Raw genomic sequence first — 18,022 nt, forward strand, 5'->3', positions numbered from 1 at the left:
AAATAGCCGAGCCGAATAGACTAAAAACCCGTAATTTGTAAACATGTTTTATCAAGCTTTTTTTCAAACACAGGCACACTAAGAAGAAAAACCATCGTAAATAAATTTAGAAGAATTCATTCTTAATCGGTGAGCATGTTATGAATTATTCTAACACCACTCACCCAACTACTTGAAATTATTATGACTTATGGAATCTCATTAACTCTCATCTAAAAAATCAAAACTCATTACAATTTAAAATATGATGTAATTTATTATATCATTGAACAAACAAAATTTTTATATATATTGAGAAATTTAGACAAAAATATATTACCTATCTATGGTGCAATTCAAAATTAGTTCCGTGGCAAAAAAAAGTGTTTTAAATAAATAAATAGAGTTATTCTGATTTCATGTAACGTTTCTTTTGACTTAGCAATCAAAAAGTTTGCCTATTTTTTGATCTTATATTTTTAGAGTAACTTCTTGTGTTTTACTCCCTTTTTAAATTTCTATAAAAAATTATTATACGCAAAGTTCAAATCAATCCGTGCACTATAAAGAGACCTGCTATCAACTCCCTTTAAGAATGAGAATTAATTCTTACATTCACTTAAATCAATTACTCTAAGATCTTTATTAATTTTTCATAATAACCTTTCTTATCATTCAACATTTTGATCCTTGTTTTCATACATAGAAAAATAGTTGAAAATCATTAGATAAAATCTATTTCTATTAAGAATTGTTATTTTTAAAACTTCAGAGGTCATTACATATATTATAGCTTTAATAGACTTAAAACCATTATCGAAAATTTAATTTAAACCTATTTTCTCGAAAAAATTTGAATAATAAAAATCCTAAATTAATTGAACCTAAATATAAAAATTTACAAAAATATTAGTGATTTTAAAATAAATTTTAGGGATGATTTACTTTTGTAGCTTGATATAATAAAAAATTAATTTATTATATCTTATTGTTTTTTCTTTTATAAAAAACATTCCAACAAGATATAAATATAAAAGTTATTAAAGATGGGAATATATTATCTATATAAATAAAATTTAAAGCCAAATAAAAAAATACAAGCATATATAATACACTATTTAAAATAAAACTAGGAAAACAAAATTTTAAAATAAAAACTCTACTATTTAAACATAACAAAGAATATATTAATGCCCCTATGAAAAGAACTATATAATTACCATAATTAAATAGCTTTAAAAAGGGTAAAAAAATTCCCAAACTAAAAATAATTTCAAACAAAGAAAAAACTACGCACATGATATCACTAAACACTGAATTATTAAATTCAATTATACCATTTCTCAACACTTTAAAATATAGTAAAAAATAATATCCAAGTATATTTATAGTTGACAAATACAATAAAAAAAAACTTAAACCCACATCTAATAAATCAAAATTTAAAATCCAACTATTTTTAATTTCATCAAAGTTAATAATAAAACATATTAAATATATAAAAGTATTTATTATATTTTGCAATAAATAAAAATAAAAATTTTCTCCTATTTTTTTTCTATTTTGAGGATTAACAAAATCAAATAAATAAGTCCTAACTAAACCAAAACTTAAAAACAAACTTACAGAAAAAATTGAAATTAAAATTAAAAACATAATTTACCCTTAATTTGCAAAAAACTTAAACCAAAAACAATTATGTTGCTAAGTACATGAATTAAAACAACACAATAAAAATCTTTAAAAATAAAAAACACTAAAAAATAAATTATCCCTATCAAAAATTTTGATATAAAAATAGCAAGTCCAAAATGTATATGATTAAATCCATACGCAAATGCACTTAATAACATAACAACTAGTAAATCACATTGTAATTTTTCTAAAAAAAAATCAAAAATTAAAAGTCTAAAAACATATTCTTCAGCAATTGCCATAAAAATAACAGAAATAAAATATGACATATTATAATTATCAGTACCTATAAAAAACACAGGAACTTTTTTATTTAAAAAATAACTCAAAAATATTTCTAAAGATATTGTAATAATAGGTACAAAAATTATTAAAAATACATGCTTCAGCCTTAAAGGAGGCATATCTATAGCAAAAAGATTAAAATAAACAATTATAAAAAATGATGCAAAATAACAAAAACGCTTCATAAATAAAACTGCATTTCTTGTATTCAAAAAAATACAAGCTCCTGAGGGGAAAAGCAAATATGGAATAAACAAAAAACTAAGGTATTGGGTGTGGGTAATATTCATCTAAAATTTCTCCTTTCTTTTTAAAATATGGATGCTCATCAAAGGGGTGAAATGGAAAACACATTTTAAGCAACTCTGGAACAAGAATCCTTATAGATTTAAAAGATGTGCTTTCTAATTCAGGAGGAGTTATATCACAATAAACAGCATATTTACTTACAGATCGTAAAATACTTAAACTCATATTCAATTCATTTTCAACTAAGTTTTCTTCAGAAGATATCTCTAATCTAGTTTCATTATCCATAATAGAATTCAACAAAGAATCTTTTAAAGAAATTTCATTCAGGTTGGAATAATATAAAAAATTATCATCCAAATTAAAACTGTGCCTCAGACTATTTAATGTTAAATTACTTATCTCTCTAGCCTTAAAAAAATAAATTAAAGGTAAAGACTGAGCAACTACAGCAGCTTCTTCTACAGCTCTTAACAAAACATACTCTTTATTAAAACCTCCTTGAATTCCACAAACTAAATATGGAATCGATTTTTTCTTATTTCTTAAGAATGCTGCATAAACTGGCATTCCCAAATCCCTATCAGAATAATCCAAAATAACTAAATCAAAATAAGATTCAAGTTCTAAATCACCAATTGATTTTCTCAAAAATTTATTACTTTTCCAGTCAATCACAGGCCTTTTAGATTTCATGTACCAATTAGAAATATAGCAATGTAATTGTATTACCTCTATTATTGCATTGCTAAGTGCAATCTCTACTGACCTATGAACTGCTGTTCCTGTACTAAAAGTTGGCATTTTAAAATTCTGATGGATACCCATAAAAATCATATCGCAAGGGACCCATATTTTTTCATTAGAATGAATTAAAGATGGCAATAAAATCCAATAAATCTCATCACTCTCACAAACTTTTGTATAAGGAAGGTTAAAATTTCTATCCAAATCTGAAAAAACGTTTCTATACTCCAAAGGCATAACTTTATACTTTGAAGTATTTAGAAGAGACTTTCTAGAAGAAAGAATAAAATCTTCTTGAAATAAAGTTTTAGACATTAAAAGAGAATATCTCTCAATAGTTTCACCTTGCAATCTAGTAATAGCCTCCTCATAAGAACGCCCATAACCAGAAATATGGTATTCCATATTGTATGCCTCTCCTATTAATATTTTATGATAATTGGGCAAAATACATGTAGAAGAATATAATAAAGGCAATCCCTTTTGAAAGGGTAACAATGTAACTAAAGCTGGACCAATACCTGTAGCCGGAGAATTAGTAAAAACAAGATCTCTATAAAGCTTACTAGAATAAGGATAATAGTTAATCACAATATTGCTCCTTAATTAGAATTAGAAATTAATGTTGAAACAAGCTTTTGAGTTTCAATATTCAAACATCTTGATTTATAAGTCGACAAATATCCACAAGCAGGACAAGATGATATTCTCAAAACATCTTGATTTTGGAATTCAAAAAAAGGCACATAAATATGCAAAGCTCTCCCCATAAGTTTAGATGTTTTAACCTGAAAAAAGGTAAAAGCATCCCCAACTAAAATGTAAGCAATATGATAATAAGCTGGACTTAAAAAATCTCCTGAAGAAATTAACTCTGTGTTCCTCTTATGTTTTTCATACTCCTTATTAAATCTATGATAAAGTACATGATCTGTCATTCTAGCAATTATCCTTTGTTCATAACATTCAATACATGCTGTTCTTTTAGGCTCTAAACATGTAATCAGCATAAAAGGCCCATCTATGGTGCCAAAAAAAATTGGTTTATTAAGTCCTATTAAAATTCTATTAATATTTCTAAGTAAAAATGGGTTCAAATTACCCAACAACATAATAACCCCTTCAAATGGCATAAATTTGGATCTAAAATGATCTAAACTTTTTGAATACCGCATTAAATCCAATTTATTTAAAAAAACAGGTGTTTTTAAAAATTCCAAGTTTTCATGACTCAAAAGCTCATACTTTAAATCAAACGATTTAGCAGTAGTTTCTAGAATATTAATCAAACTACTATCATCTGAAATCAGCAAATAAGGATTCTCTTGGGGAACAACTTCCAAATATTGCCCAAAATATAAATAATTTAAAAATCTATTATTAATTCTGAACTCATTCAAATGAACAAACCCAGAATTAATTAATTCTTTAACAATATTTTTAACCTTATTGTTTTTTATTTGAATTAAATCAATTCCCTCATCAGAAGACAAAGAATTAAAAACTTTGCTCAATTCATTAATATAAGAATCTTCAATAGAAATTATCAGGTCCTCATAATTCCAAACCCCCTTCCTAACAATCAAAAACCCTTTGGATTCTTTTAAAACTCTTACATTATCTGAAAAATAATACAAACCATTATTCATTAATTACTCCTTTTAGACATTCCCTAAAATAGCAGCTGAAACTACATGTTCACTAATTCCATCTAACTTTAAGCACTTTTCTAGCTCTGGTTTATCAAACCCTCCCCAACTACAATATCCCAAATTCAAAGCAGTAGAAACTAAAGAAAAATTTTGATGAATAGCGCCTAGCTCTATAAAAGCAAAAGACAAACTCATCTCTGAATACTTTAAATAATTAACCTCATATCTATAAACAAAAAAGAAAGCAATATTAAAATTAGAAGAACCTTCAAAAAACGAAATAGTAAGTAAATTTTCAATCTTAATCGAACCAATATTGATCTTAACAATTGAATTATTTGAAGATTGATATAAATAAAAACCTTTATCAAGCTTTTCAACATTATTTACATAAAAATAAATATCTATAGGATACATTCCTCCCCCTGATGGATAAGGCTTCCTAGATTGCCTAAGTTTTGAATTTCCAAATTCTACATAATCATATCGAACATCGCCAGCAGCATAATAAAGAAGCGTCGATAAATCCACCAAATTTAAATATTGATTTTTAAACTTTCTATAAGACTTTCTTTTAAGCAACGCATCTTCAAGTTTAATTTTAAGTCTTTTAACTTTAGGTAAAAAAACTACATCATCATCATCATCAAATTCACGATATTCTCTGTTAGATATATTTGCAATAGCAGCGGGATCTTGCAAAAATTTAGAAATATTTTCATTAAAATAAAATTTTTTAATTTCAGAAAAATTTAATAAATAATTAAGAGTCAAACTTTCTGCATCTTTGTCAAATAAAGATGCTTTAATTCTAATATTAGAAGGAATAGCAATAATATTGCTATTAAACACACTTCTTGAAACATTATTTATTTCATACATCCCTGATAGCTTCATATTAAAAACTTCAGAACTTTCATTATCATTTTTTACCATAATTATTACCTTTAACTATTTTTATATTTTTTACTTTTATTTAAAGTAAAATTATTTTAAGTAAACTTAAAACCCTAACTTTTAAACTCAAATCCAAAAGTCAAATTTTATACACCAATATTAAAAATAAAAGAAGCAAAAATATCTACCTATGATCACAAAAGATTAAAATCTATAACATAGATAGACCTAAAAAACATCTATTTTGCCTCCTTTACTAATCAAGCATTTGTTGTTTTAATAAAACAACAAATATTGACTTATAGACTAAAGCTGCAACTACAAGTGCAACTACAACAGCAACCACCGGGTATTACAGCATAATTGGCACTTATTCCAATGCTAGTCAAAAAATGTTTATTTCTAATAAACATATACTTTCTCCTTTCTTAAAATTTTAATTATCAAAATTAATTGAACTTACTATAAATCCAAGCATAAATTGCTTGTCTTGATTTATACCCATTCTAAAAACAAATGGAACTTCTCTAAATAATTTGTAACCAATACCAAAACTAGTAATATAAAGAAATTTTCCATTATCAACAAAAACGTCATCAAATCCATATCCTATATCAAAAGATATCGATAAAAATAAATCAGAAAACGCATTTCTTAAGTATTCAAGAAAAAATACTCTATATTCAAATCCAAAATTAAAAATTGTATTAAAAATGCTATTAGGATCATCAAGAAAGGGAAGAGCTAACGGATATAAATTTAAAGCTTGATAATCTACTCTGGTCTCTAAATCGGTCTCAAATAAAGAACCGGATTTTAAAAAATCCACCTTAAATCCCAACTCTCCAAAAAACATAGAGAAAAGATATTTAAAATTCCAATACACCTTATAAATTTGATCTTCACCACCTAATAAATACTTATAAACAAAAACCGCTTTGGTATCCATTCTTTGAAATTCTGAATAATAAATCGGAACTAATAAACTGATCTTATTCTTTAAAGTAAGTGTATTGGAATATACATTTTCGATATTATCAACCGTAAGTAAATTGTTAATTACCCCTATAGTAAGAGTATTTTCAAATTTAAAATAATAAAAATTATATCCAAATAAAAAATTTCCTATATGTTCAATATATTTTTTATCAAAATTAAACGGTGCCCTAATCTCATAAAATACTTTAGAAAAAAAATTCCTAAAAAAATAACTAATGCCAGATGCAAATAAAATGGTTTTGTAATAATCAGACCCCAGCCCAATAAAAGGAGAAATTTTAGAATCATTTAAAACATAATATAAAGACAAATCAAATGTATTTGGCATGGATAAATAATCCATGTCAAAGTCAAAGCCTATGCCATTAATCTTTAAATTATTGAGTTCCTTTGAAAATAAGTTAAAACATATTAAAAATACAATCACCTTTTTCATTATTTCCTATTCTTCCTTTAAACCTTAAAACTAATACCAATACTTAATATTTGATTAAAAGGCATATTTTTCAATAAAATCTTTTTCTCAAAAGGCTCATATATGCTTTTAATTTTTAAAGAAAAACCTTTAGTAATATCAAAGTTACTTTCAAAATAAATTTGCCAAGCATTATCATTTAAATTTGTTTTTAAAAAGCACGATGTTTTAAGTAAACCTTCAATCCAAGTTAAAATAAACCCTGTCGATATATAATGATTATTACTTTTTAAATAACCTTCAAATACAAAAGCAATGGAATTTAAAATTCCATTTTCAAAATCAATATAATACCTAGAACCTAAGAGATATCTATTATCCTCACTACGAAACACATAATTTTGATCATAAAGCAAATCATGTCTTATAGTGGAATAAAAAAATAGTCCACTATAAATTTCAACAGATAAATCAAAAATAAATTTGATATCTATATTGCTATTTTCTAAATTAAAAGGAGTCTCCACCATTAGTAGTAGATCTAACTTAGGAAATGACAACTGAAAATAAGTCCAAGGAGATAAATATTTCGATTTTTCAAGTCCATCAAGGCTAAATTCATCTAATATAGCACCAAAGGAAAAAATATAATTTGAGACAAAATAATATATTTCTGCCAACCATTCTTCTGAATCTTTTATTCTCTCTAAAATAATATTCTCTATTAATCCACTACCTAAATGATAATTTTGCTTTCCTAGTTTAATAATTAAACTATCAAAATAAAAATTTAAAAACAAATTTTTAAAACTTAAATAATGTTGCTCCTTCTTTATAGTCAAAGAAGGGGCAACTCCAAATTCAAAAATACCATGATTAATAAAAACTCCTAAATAAAATTCATTTTCAAAGCTGAATATTCCAGTACCAAGAAAATCTTTCTCATCATAATCTGAAAAAAAATATGAAAAATTACTACTTAATCCAAGCTGCTCCTTGATAATAATATTAGAAAATAAAAAGCTAGGTATTATTAATAAAAAGCAAAACAACAAAAATTTGGCAAGTTCCATTTTTAACTTATCCTTATTTTAAATAGTTTTTAGCAATATCAAATACTCTTAAAAAACCTTTCATAGTAAAAATAGAATTATTTAAATTGGTTTTGGAAAAATTTTTTGTATATACTATTGTACGATGATTCTCAAAAATCCTATCAACAACTTCAATACTAGAAAAAGCACTAATACCGCTAATAAGGCCCTTCTTATAAAGAACTTCTCTTAAAACATGAGAGTTCCTATCTTTGTGTAAAGTCGAAAATTTATTTGAATCATATCTAATTAAATCAACAAATGGATAAAGAGATGCTTTTTTTGTTTTAAACTTCAAAAGATTTTTATTTCTTTTTTCAAGAAAGCTAAAATCTTCTTCAAACCTTAATCCAATAATGTCTTGCAATGAAGATATACCCTTAACCTTATAAGACGGACTAACTTTAATAGGATTTGAAGATTTACTACTTAACATAAAGTAACCTGTGTCTCTAATTACAAGAAATGCTATGTCTAATTTTTTACCTTCCGTATACACTAGGCAAGAATTTGAATTATTTGAATTTATAATTGAGAATCCCTTACTTTTTTCTTTTAAAACTCCATCCAAATAAATTTCATAAACTAAATTAACAACATAAACTCCTGGCTCAATATTAGGAAAAGCCAGCCTAGAAAAATCCTTTACCAAAGAATTTGATTCATTAGAATATAAAAAACTAGAAACACAAAGACAAATAATAACAATAAAATTGTTAAACATTATTTATTACCTCCACTATTGATCTCTTACTTGCCTTAATAAAAGGCAAAACTGAAGAAATAATTGCAACTAAAAAAATAAAAAAAGAAACGAAACAAATATCGCTAAAATAATATGAAAAATTAATAAAATAAGATTCTGTATACCCTGGGGGAGAAAATCTTATCTGTTGAAATCCGATTATCAATTTTAAAAAATAAGAAATAGCAATGCCTAAAATTATATTTATAACAGCAAGAATAAATATTTCCAAAAATAAAGTACAAAAAAGCTCTAATTTTGTAAGACCAATTGCTCTTAAAGTTCCAAGCTCTCTAGTTCTTTCAAGACTAAGTGCTGTCATTATTTGAAAAAATGATATAAATATCATCAATATTATTAATATTGCCAAAAATTTAAACATTATTTTATTAATTCCTACAATAGATTTGAAAGACGGATTAATTTCATACCAATCGTTATATTCAAAATCTATATTGCTTTTATTTCTTAAATAATCTAACTTATTTTTAAAACTATTTAAAAAAGAGTTGTTTTTTAAATAGACTTGTATTAAATGAGCACCATCTTTAAAATCAAAAAAACTTTTCAATGTATTTATACTAGTAATAACAACCATGCTATCTGTTTGAATAACTGGAAATTTAACAATTCCTGACAATCTAATATCTTGCAAAGCAAGACCTTCACCCAACATATCTGTCATCAAAGTTAACTTAGAATTCTCTTTTGTTAAATTTTCTATACCAAGAGACATTGCTAAACTACTCCCAATTAAAAAATCACCAACAGAACTATCAAAAAGGGGATTCCCATCTACCAAAGATAAACTTTTTGTTGCAAAATCAGGATCTTCAAATGCAGTAGCAAAAAAGGGTTTACTTGCAAAAGAATTGCCAATCAGTCCTTCAAAATTTACTATTAAATTGCTATATTTAAACTCAGAATATTTATTTATCTCGTTTTTGATTTGCAATATTTCAAAATCTTTTAAGACTAAATTATTTTTAATACCGCTAAACTTGGGATTAAAATAATTTTTTCTAGCAATCTGAATATGTCCTGTAGAGGAAACAAGCCCCATTTCCATGCCTTCACTACTATAATTCATATATCCTATAAAAAGTAATAAAAACACTACTGAACTCGACAAAAGAAACGAAACCATCATAGATCGTCTTACATCTCTAAAAATATTAAAAAAAGCCAACTTAAGCATCATTACCTCTAAAAATAAAATAATCTACCATCTTCTATTCTGAAAAAATCTATTAGCAAATTCTTCTAAACTAAAATTATGTAAAACAAACAGTCCTATTACATCTTTTTCTATATTACATTTTCTAAAAAAAGTTCTTTGCTTATCTTTCATAGAACTTAAAACAAAACAATCTAATACTATCTCTCCACTGTCTATGATATCTATACCTGAAATTAAATCAATTAAAGTAGTTTTACCACTTCCTGTTGGACCCGACAGCCAAACCATGTCTTTTGATTTCAAACTAAAGGATATATATTTGTTTGTATGAACTATTTCTTTAAAAATTTTGTAACTTTTATTAATAGTGTTGACGCTTAGTTTCATATCTTTAACCTTAACCTAACTATAATCAAAAGAAAGGCTTACCTTTCTTCAATTTTTCAAAAGCAATTCCTGCAAGATACCCATTGGGAAATATTTTACAAGCAGATTGCAAACAATCTATTGCTTCAACTCTTCTGTTATTACGTATCAAAAAAGAGCTTTTCACTATTTCTTTTAAATATCTTTGCCTTTTATTCACAAAAGTTTCTTCCGCTCTATTTAAATAATAGAGAGCAAAGAAATTCTTACTAAAAGTTTTATTTGTAATTCCTGATGTATAAAATATTGCTAAAGGTAGATTAACTTTATAATTTTGATTATCAATCATTAAAGCTTTATCCAAAAATCTTTTTCCATCTATAATATAAAAATAAGAATTAGAAGAATCGTGAACTATTAAATTCAAAGCAAGCTCTCCTAAAGCTCTAAAATAATCAGAAAACTCGTGAAAATTAAAAGAAGCTTTAACACTATATTTATTTAACACCCTATTAATTAAATTTTTGTATTCATCAACATCATCTATTAAATAGGCAATATCACAAAAAACTAAGGAAATAAGCAAATTAAAATAATTAAATTTAAGGCTTCTTTCTCTATAATTAGATAAAATGTTATTTTCAATTTTAGAAAGAGAAAATATCAACATCTTTGCATAATTTAAAATATCAAATTTTAAGCCCACAGAATAATAATTGGTATGAATTTCTTCAATTTTCTCTATATATTTCTCTACATCATTATCAAAAGCAAATAAATTAAATGAAATAAAAAAAATCAACAAACCACTTTTCAGTTTCATAGAATTTTTACCTATAAAAAATAGGAAACAATTAAGGCAACTCTCCTAAATTATTTCTTTCAATAACTATTTTATGAAAAAGTCCATCAGGAAATATGTTTTTAGCCTCATTTAAATGCCTTTTATATTCATTTTCTCTTTTAAGTCGAAAATATCCCTGACTTAGCCATACATTTGTTAAATATTTTTCTAAGCTTTTTTTACTATATTTAAGAGCCTTCTGCAAAAATTCTATTGCCTTTTTAGGACTACCACCCGAAATTCTTGGAGAATATAAATACCAAGTTGCTAAAGAAATATTGGCAAATACATTTTTATTGTCAATTTCTAAAGATTTAATTAATGCATTTTTAGCTTCATTTGAGATTTTAACTAATTTTATGCCACCCATATATCTTAAAATAGACAAATTTAAATCCCCCAATACTCTATATGCATCACTTCTAATTGATTTTTGACAATCTTTAAAAAATGAAGAAGAAATAAAATCTAAAAGAACACCTTTTGTACTTAAAAATATAGAATAACTATCAGAAGAATTTTTGACATTTACGCTTTGAACTAAAGATGCAATCTGCAAATTAACAATGCTAGTAAGATAATTTTTTCTACTATCCTTAAATGATTCTAATTTTCCATACAAAGTTTTAAATTTATCTATATAAAAGTTTATATAATCAGATTGCTCTTTTAAAACAAATTTATTATTGTTATTATCACCAGAATAATACTTTTCTAGAATATTATTATATTCTATATTCAAAGCTTCAAAGGAATTAGAATATAGTAAATTAAAATTTAAAATTAGAAAAAAGAGACAATTGAAAAAAAATTTCATAACCTTTTACCACCTTATGATTAAGGATAATTCAATAAATAAATTTATCTATATTTAGTTATAAAAAAAATAAAATTTTTTCAAAAATTACTAATAATTAAACTTATTAAGTTACAATTTACATATCAGAACACAAAATATAAAAATATAATTATATAAAATATACAAATTTTAAACTGCAAGAATATATCAAGGAAAAAATTTTTTCCTTGATATATTCTTGATAAAAAAATAAATGAATCCCTTGATTACTTATCTAAAATTTTTGTTATTTCAGAAGATAAAATTTCGGTTTTAAGTATTTCATACTTGAAAAAATATTCATATTTTGAATTAATGTACTCAATACATCCTATCATTTTTCCCAAATCATCTTTAATATCATTCAAATTGATATTATTTTCACAATAGCTAACAATTTGATTTATAATATCAATCCACCTTGTTTTAAAAGTCATCAACTCTTTAAGCTTGCTTAAAATAAGACTTAATTCTCCTATATTCAAATTAATTAATTTATCCATTTGCTCGTTTATTTTTTCAGCCGAATATTCTAACTCATATTGAGAATAATATTGTCCAGCCTTAACAATAAGCAAATCTAAATTTTGATTATCCACATTGCTTGATATTTTATTAAGAATTTTACCAAAAACTCTTATCAATTTTTCGTTATAATTCAAAGATGAATAAAACTTTCTTCGTATATCTTTGTTTTCATTATGAGAATACTTCTCACGATTGGAGTCTACTATAAGATTATTAAATACAAAGTCTTTCATCCCAAATTGATCCAAAGGTTCGATCTTTGCTCTATCTAAGATTATCTTTGACCTAATACGCTTAGTAATTTCAATTATTTTAACTATCAAATCATCTTGAACTACTTCGCTTTTCAAGTGATTTTCGTCTAATTTTAAATTAGCTTCAATTATCTTTTCGCTTTGATTAAATTCAAAATCCTTGTTTTTTAATGCTGAATTTGCGGAATTACATGACGAAAAGCTTAAAAAATAAATTATTATAATTAAATTATTTTTTTTCAAAATATTCTCCTTATTATAGCAATTTAAATTAATATATATATCAATGTATGTTAATTTCAAATCTCTTTTAATATTCATTAAAAGAGATTTGAAATTTTAAAAAAAATTTACTTAAGAAAAATCGACATACTTAAAGCTTGTATAATAAGATATCAAACTCAATAAAAATTATTGATACAAATTAAATAGTGCTTAATATTAGAGCTTAATTAAGCTTTTTTGTTAACAAAAAAGCTTAATTAAGCTCTAATAGCTCACAATGGCGGTCACAAATTAAGGTAAATTTTAAATGAAAAACTTATCCTTGCCTTAAGGATACACCAATTTAAAAATAAAATCAACAGTCATATAATAAATTATTAAATTTTTTCCTTAAATTCTTTCATAATTTGCTCAATCCAATCTTTTTTATCTAAAAAAACTTTATCTAAAAAAAACTCTGTAAACTTATAGTTTTTTTTATAAAAAAAGTAACTTTCTTGATTTTTAAGCTGAAGCCTTAAAAACTTTTTTGAACTTTGATTTGGGAGTTTCCCTACTTCATTCTCATGATTTATCAAAAATAGCATCGATTGTCTAAAACCATTCTCAACTAAATATTCTTGTTTCAAAACACCCTCTTTAATTGCACCAGCTATTTTTAAATACGTATATGCTTGAGATCTGGCTAATCTATAATCTTTTATGAATTTTTCAAAACTTTTATATCCATCAAGCTTGTAATAAGCTTTATTTTTGATTTCCATTAAAATATACATGGCCTCTATTTTATTATAAATATCCTCTTTTACATTATCTTTTAGTTTATTTTTTAAAAATTCAAATCTTTCTTTATCGTTAAATGCTTGAACATCATTATTGGCATTTAAAATAGAATTTTTATTGTGGTTTAAATTTCTTGGATTAATAGCTATTTCATTAATGTTTTTTTTATTCATAAAAAATCCTTGTTTTGTTAAAATTCTAATTTATAAATTGTCTAGCGCTGGACAATTTATTTTGAGAGTTTCCATTTTTTCCGAATAAATTTTTATATGAGATATTAAATTTTTTAATATATAATTATATTCTAATATATAATTTGAGTTTAAATCGAATTCACTATTAGTTGCAATTTTTTTATTCAAACCTTCTTTTTCTGATACAACACCTAAAAAGTTATTCTTTTTTTGCATTATTTTTAACAATTCTTTATGTGTATTAGTTTTTTTAAATCTAGTTATAATAAAAAAAATTGGTACTAACTTTTCTAAACTTTTAATGAAAAATTCCAAAAGTTCGTAACTTTCAAATGTCCATTTTTCAGCTGTCATTGGTATCACAATATAATGAGTGGCATTTAAAGCACACCTTAATGTCAAGTCTAGACTAGGGTTTGTATCAATCACTATGTAATCATAATTGATTTTTAATCTTTTTATTTCCATTTTTAATTTTAAATCAATAGCTTTATGTTTATTTAGACAATAAAAATCTCCATTTAAACTATGTAATGTTAAATAGCTGGGAATTAAGGTTAAATTATTTCCTACGTTAACAGTTACACTATTAATGTCTAAGTTGTTTTTTAAAACTTCACAAATGTTTTTTCTTTCTATGTCTATATTATTTTCTTTTAATTTTTCATAAAAATAACTGGTAGTCGATGCTTGTGTATCTATATCAATTAATAACACCTTGTATTCTTTTGATAAAATTGTAGCAAGAATTATAGCACTTGTACTTTTTCCAACGCCTCCTTTTATACTAGCAATGGTTATTATTTTTGTTCTTTTTCTATCCATTTGGTTATAATCCCCCCATTTGATAGTTTTTTGTTGTAAAATTCATATATTTCCTTTTCTAGAGTTAAAAGTATTTTAATCAAGGATTTATAATATTTTTTTTTAATTTTATCTTTTCTTAATAAATAAGAAATTCCTACAACATAACAAAATATGCTTCCTTTCTTGAATTTAAATCGTATATAATGTATTTTTGAAAATGTAGCTGTTTTTAATTTATTATTTTCCTCGTATCTTCTTAAAACATTTTTTATTGGTTTTCTGCAACCATAATTAATTCCTAAAAATTTGTCTTCATCTTTTAAAGAAAAAAGACTAAATGCTTCTGTTTTTTTCCTGTCAAGCAATTTTCTAAACGAGATTAAAAATCTATAATTTTGATTTTTCTTGGTTCCAAATGCATGAAAATCTAAAAATATTTTCGTATGGTATATACTTTTGTCATCTTTTTTTTCAATTTTAACAAAAATGTTATTATTTCTTTCTGGTTTTATTTTTGTTTTTTTTTCTTTAAGTTTTTCTAAAAGGTTTTTCATAGCTTGTTCCTAACTAATAACTTTTTGATTGATAAAAAAGTTTTTTAAGTTATTTTTATTTTTAATTAATTCTAGTAGTTCATCATAGTATTTATTATTAAATAAATCAGTGTATTTTGGTTTTTCTATTTGATTTAGGTAAATTTTTATTATTTTTATTAAAATTTCGTTATCAATTTCAGATTTTATTTTTAATTGTTCAAATAGTATATTAAGTATATTGTTTTTTATGTTTTTTTTTGTTGTTTTTATATTATTTTTATTTATATTTTTTTTTATTTTATTTATTATTTTTTTTAAATCGTCATATTTATTGCAATCCAATATAAAATGTGGCTTATTTTCGTATTTTGAATATACACATTGAAAGTATGTATCTAGTTTTTTTTTATTTAGTCCTTCTTTTTCTAAAATTCTTTTGTTTTCTTCTAATAATATACTTAGTTCTTTTTTCTTTACTTTTATTGTTTTATTTTTTTTATGATTTTTATAAAAATTTTTTTTAAAAAAATTTTCAATTTTTTTGATTTCTTTTAGCATTTCGATTTTGATATTTTTTTTTATATTGAGATCTATGATTTTTGAAAATGAACTTGTTATAAATTTACATTTTCTAGCATAATTTTTTATTTGTAAATTTTCAATTTTTTTAATTGTTTCTTTCTCTTCTTCTTTATTATTATTATTATTACTACATTCCTTTAATTCTACACTCCCCTTTTTTGGTTGTGGGGTTTTAAAAAATGTACTTACTCTTGAGTTAAATCTAATTTCTTTTTTCTCTTTAAAATATTGGTTTATTTTATGATAGCATTTTTGTTTTTGATATTTAAGTTTATAATAAATTTCGGTTCCGCAGTTAACCCCCAGGTGTTTATAATAATTGGTTGTTACTTCAAATTCTTTTTCTAGACTGTAAAGATAGTTTTGCAATGTTTTTATTTTAATAGGGTTTTGACCATTTCTTTTTAAATTTTCATTAAAATAATAAAGTATGTTACTTTGTGAATATTTTTTATGGTTATTGTTTACATAGCAAAGCGTTGATACTAATACTATTAGTTTGTGTTGGTATTTGTTTTTAAATCTTTCTACTTTTTCCATTTCACTTCTCCTTAATTTGTGCATATCTAGTATATATAGTAGATCAAAATTAATTTAAAAGCAAATGTGAATGAATTTAATTAAGAAATAATATATAAATAGATAAAGTCAATGTAAGAGCTATCTTAAGTTAAGCCTGTGAATCATTCTTTAGAGAATGGCTATTTTAAAAATCTAAAAAGCTGCGGCAGCATCCGCCCCAATAGCAGCCGCAATCGGATTCGCAGCCCGATTAGCCTGCGCACCCGCCTGCTGCGCCTCACCAGCAGCATCAACAATCGCTTTTATTATCTGCTTTCCCACTAACCGCACTAACAGCAGCAGCCGCCTTCGCAACATCACCAGCAGCTAAACCACCACCAGCACGAGTCTTAAACAACTTCCCCGCATCTGCATTGGCATTACCATCATTAACAGCTTCAACATCTTTTAGCCCATTACCATCCTTACCACCAGCCTTCCCAGCAGCATCAACAATCCCCTTTATCTCCTTCGCAATCCCATTAACACTCTCCTCATTAGCTTCCTTACCTTGCTCATTAGCAGCATTCCCAATCGGACCAGCAGCAGCACCCTTTATAGCATCACCAGCAGCCTTTATCATATCCTCCAACCATGCGCTCATCTCACCAACCACACTATTCACATTTACAGCCTTCCCACCATTATTATTATTAGCAGCAAACTTTCCATCCTTAGCCAACCCCCTCAAAACAATAGCAGCCGCAATCTTACCATTATTCTGCATAGCATTAAACCCAGCAGCAGCATTATCCCTATCCGTCCCAATAGCAGCCGCAATCGGATTCGTAGCCTGAGCAGCCTCCGCACCCTGCTGATCCGCACCCGCACCAGCAGCATCAACAATCGCTTTTATTATCTGCTTCCCACTAACCGCACTAACAGCAGCAGCCGCCTTCGCAACAGCCGCAACATCATCTAAAGCAGCATGAGTCTTAAACAACTTCCCCGCATCTTTGTTGGCATCATTATCACCAGCAGCTACAACATCTTTTAGCGCATTACCACCAGACTTCCCAGCAGCATCAACAATCCCCTTTATCCCCTTCGCAATCTCTTTAACACTCTCCTTATTAGCTTCCTTACCTGCAGCACCATTAGCAGCATCACCAGCAGCAGCCTTTATCATATCCTCTAACCATGTGCTCATCTCACCAACAGCACTCTCAACCACACTATTCACACTCTCCTTCTTAGCACCATTATCATTAGAAGCAGCAAACTTTCCATCCTTAGCCAACCCCCTCAAAACAATAGCAGCCGCAATCTTACCATTATTCTGCATTCTACCATTATTAAACCCAGCACCAGCATCCCTATTCGTCCCAATAGCAGCCGCAATCGGATTCGCAGCCTCAGCAGCCTTCTCGCCTGCCTGCTGATCCTCACCAGCAGCATCAACAATCGCTTTTATTATCTGCTTCCCACTAACCGCACTAACAGCAGCAGCCGCCTTCGCAACAGCCGCAGCATCAGCTAAACCACCACCACCAGTAGTCTTAAACAACTTCCCCGCATCTTTGTTGGCAGCACCATCACGAGCAGCTTCAACATCTTTTAGCACATT

18 protein-coding genes are annotated in these 18,022 nt (G+C 26.0%); all 18 read right to left on the reverse strand.

Annotated features, from left to right (window positions below):
• Positions 1-1,625: 1,625 nt before the first annotated feature.
• Complete coding sequence (locus tag BVAVS116_RS06055) at positions 1,626-2,171, reverse strand: CPBP family intramembrane glutamic endopeptidase (RefSeq protein WP_244427567.1); 546 nt, start codon at positions 2,169-2,171, stop codon at positions 1,626-1,628.
• A 49-nt stretch (positions 2,172-2,220) separates the two neighbouring features.
• On the reverse strand, positions 2,221-3,546 hold the full coding sequence (locus BVAVS116_RS06060; protein WP_012665421.1) for a YcaO-like family protein: 1,326 nt from the start codon (positions 3,544-3,546) through the stop codon (positions 2,221-2,223).
• An 11-nt stretch (positions 3,547-3,557) separates the two neighbouring features.
• Complete coding sequence (locus BVAVS116_RS06065; protein ID WP_012665422.1) at positions 3,558-4,604, reverse strand: hypothetical protein; 1,047 nt, start codon at positions 4,602-4,604, stop codon at positions 3,558-3,560.
• A gap of 12 nt (positions 4,605-4,616) precedes the next feature.
• Positions 4,617-5,543: a SagB/ThcOx family dehydrogenase gene (locus BVAVS116_RS06070; protein WP_012665423.1), complete on the reverse strand. Its 927-nt coding sequence runs from the start codon at positions 5,541-5,543 to the stop codon at positions 4,617-4,619.
• Positions 5,544-5,803: 260 nt separating this feature from the next.
• Entirely contained in the window at positions 5,804-5,917 is a 114-nt protein-coding gene (borA, locus tag BVAVS116_RS07015) for a TOMM family putative cytolysin BorA (RefSeq protein WP_128650804.1), read from the reverse strand.
• Between the two features lie 23 nt (positions 5,918-5,940).
• Positions 5,941-6,939 carry a hypothetical protein gene (locus tag BVAVS116_RS06075; RefSeq protein ID WP_012665424.1) on the reverse strand — a complete coding sequence of 333 codons (999 nt, stop codon included), beginning with the start codon at positions 6,937-6,939 and terminating at the stop codon, positions 5,941-5,943.
• Between the two features lie 17 nt (positions 6,940-6,956).
• Entirely contained in the window at positions 6,957-7,991 is a 1,035-nt protein-coding gene (locus BVAVS116_RS06080; protein WP_012665425.1) for a hypothetical protein, read from the reverse strand.
• A gap of 13 nt (positions 7,992-8,004) precedes the next feature.
• Positions 8,005-8,736, reverse strand: coding sequence for a hypothetical protein (locus BVAVS116_RS06085; protein ID WP_012665426.1), 732 nt, complete (start codon positions 8,734-8,736; stop codon positions 8,005-8,007).
• The gene (locus tag BVAVS116_RS06090; RefSeq protein WP_012665427.1) at positions 8,729-9,955 is read right to left on the reverse strand and encodes an ABC transporter permease; all 1,227 of its coding nucleotides are present in this window, start codon (positions 9,953-9,955) and stop codon (positions 8,729-8,731) included. Before BVAVS116_RS06090 ends, BVAVS116_RS06085 begins: the two co-directional genes overlap by 8 nt.
• Positions 9,956-9,979: 24 nt before the next feature.
• A complete protein-coding gene (locus tag BVAVS116_RS06095) occupies positions 9,980-10,324 on the reverse strand; it encodes an ATP-binding cassette domain-containing protein (RefSeq protein WP_012665428.1) in 345 nt (114 codons plus the stop codon).
• 25 nt (positions 10,325-10,349) lie between these two features.
• Positions 10,350-11,126 (reverse strand): hypothetical protein, encoded by a 777-nt coding sequence (locus tag BVAVS116_RS06100; protein WP_012665429.1) that lies wholly within the window; start codon positions 11,124-11,126, stop codon positions 10,350-10,352.
• 31 nt (positions 11,127-11,157) lie between these two features.
• Positions 11,158-11,964, reverse strand: coding sequence for a tetratricopeptide repeat protein (locus tag BVAVS116_RS06105; RefSeq protein ID WP_012665430.1), 807 nt, complete (start codon positions 11,962-11,964; stop codon positions 11,158-11,160).
• Between the two features lie 248 nt (positions 11,965-12,212).
• Positions 12,213-13,088, reverse strand: coding sequence for a complement regulator-acquiring protein (locus tag BVAVS116_RS06110; RefSeq protein ID WP_012665431.1), 876 nt, complete (start codon positions 13,086-13,088; stop codon positions 12,213-12,215).
• Between the two features lie 281 nt (positions 13,089-13,369).
• Entirely contained in the window at positions 13,370-13,948 is a 579-nt protein-coding gene (locus tag BVAVS116_RS06115; RefSeq protein ID WP_012665432.1) for a chromosome replication/partitioning protein, read from the reverse strand.
• Positions 13,949-13,978: 30 nt separating this feature from the next.
• Entirely contained in the window at positions 13,979-14,794 is an 816-nt protein-coding gene (locus BVAVS116_RS06120) for a ParA family protein (protein ID WP_012665433.1), read from the reverse strand.
• Complete coding sequence (locus BVAVS116_RS06125) at positions 14,770-15,330, reverse strand: DUF226 domain-containing protein (RefSeq protein ID WP_012665434.1); 561 nt, start codon at positions 15,328-15,330, stop codon at positions 14,770-14,772. The genes BVAVS116_RS06120 and BVAVS116_RS06125 overlap by 25 nt, the downstream gene beginning before the upstream one ends.
• A 9-nt stretch (positions 15,331-15,339) precedes the next feature.
• Entirely contained in the window at positions 15,340-16,434 is a 1,095-nt protein-coding gene (locus BVAVS116_RS06130) for a plasmid maintenance protein (RefSeq protein WP_012665435.1), read from the reverse strand.
• 271 nt (positions 16,435-16,705) lie between these two features.
• A partial coding sequence (locus tag BVAVS116_RS06540; RefSeq protein ID WP_210753483.1) for a variable large family protein occupies positions 16,706-18,022 on the reverse strand: 1,317 nt, incomplete at its 5' end.

The organism is Borreliella valaisiana VS116 (genome assembly GCF_000170955.2).
In the GTDB taxonomy this organism is placed as follows: domain Bacteria; phylum Spirochaetota; class Spirochaetia; order Borreliales; family Borreliaceae; genus Borreliella; species Borreliella valaisiana.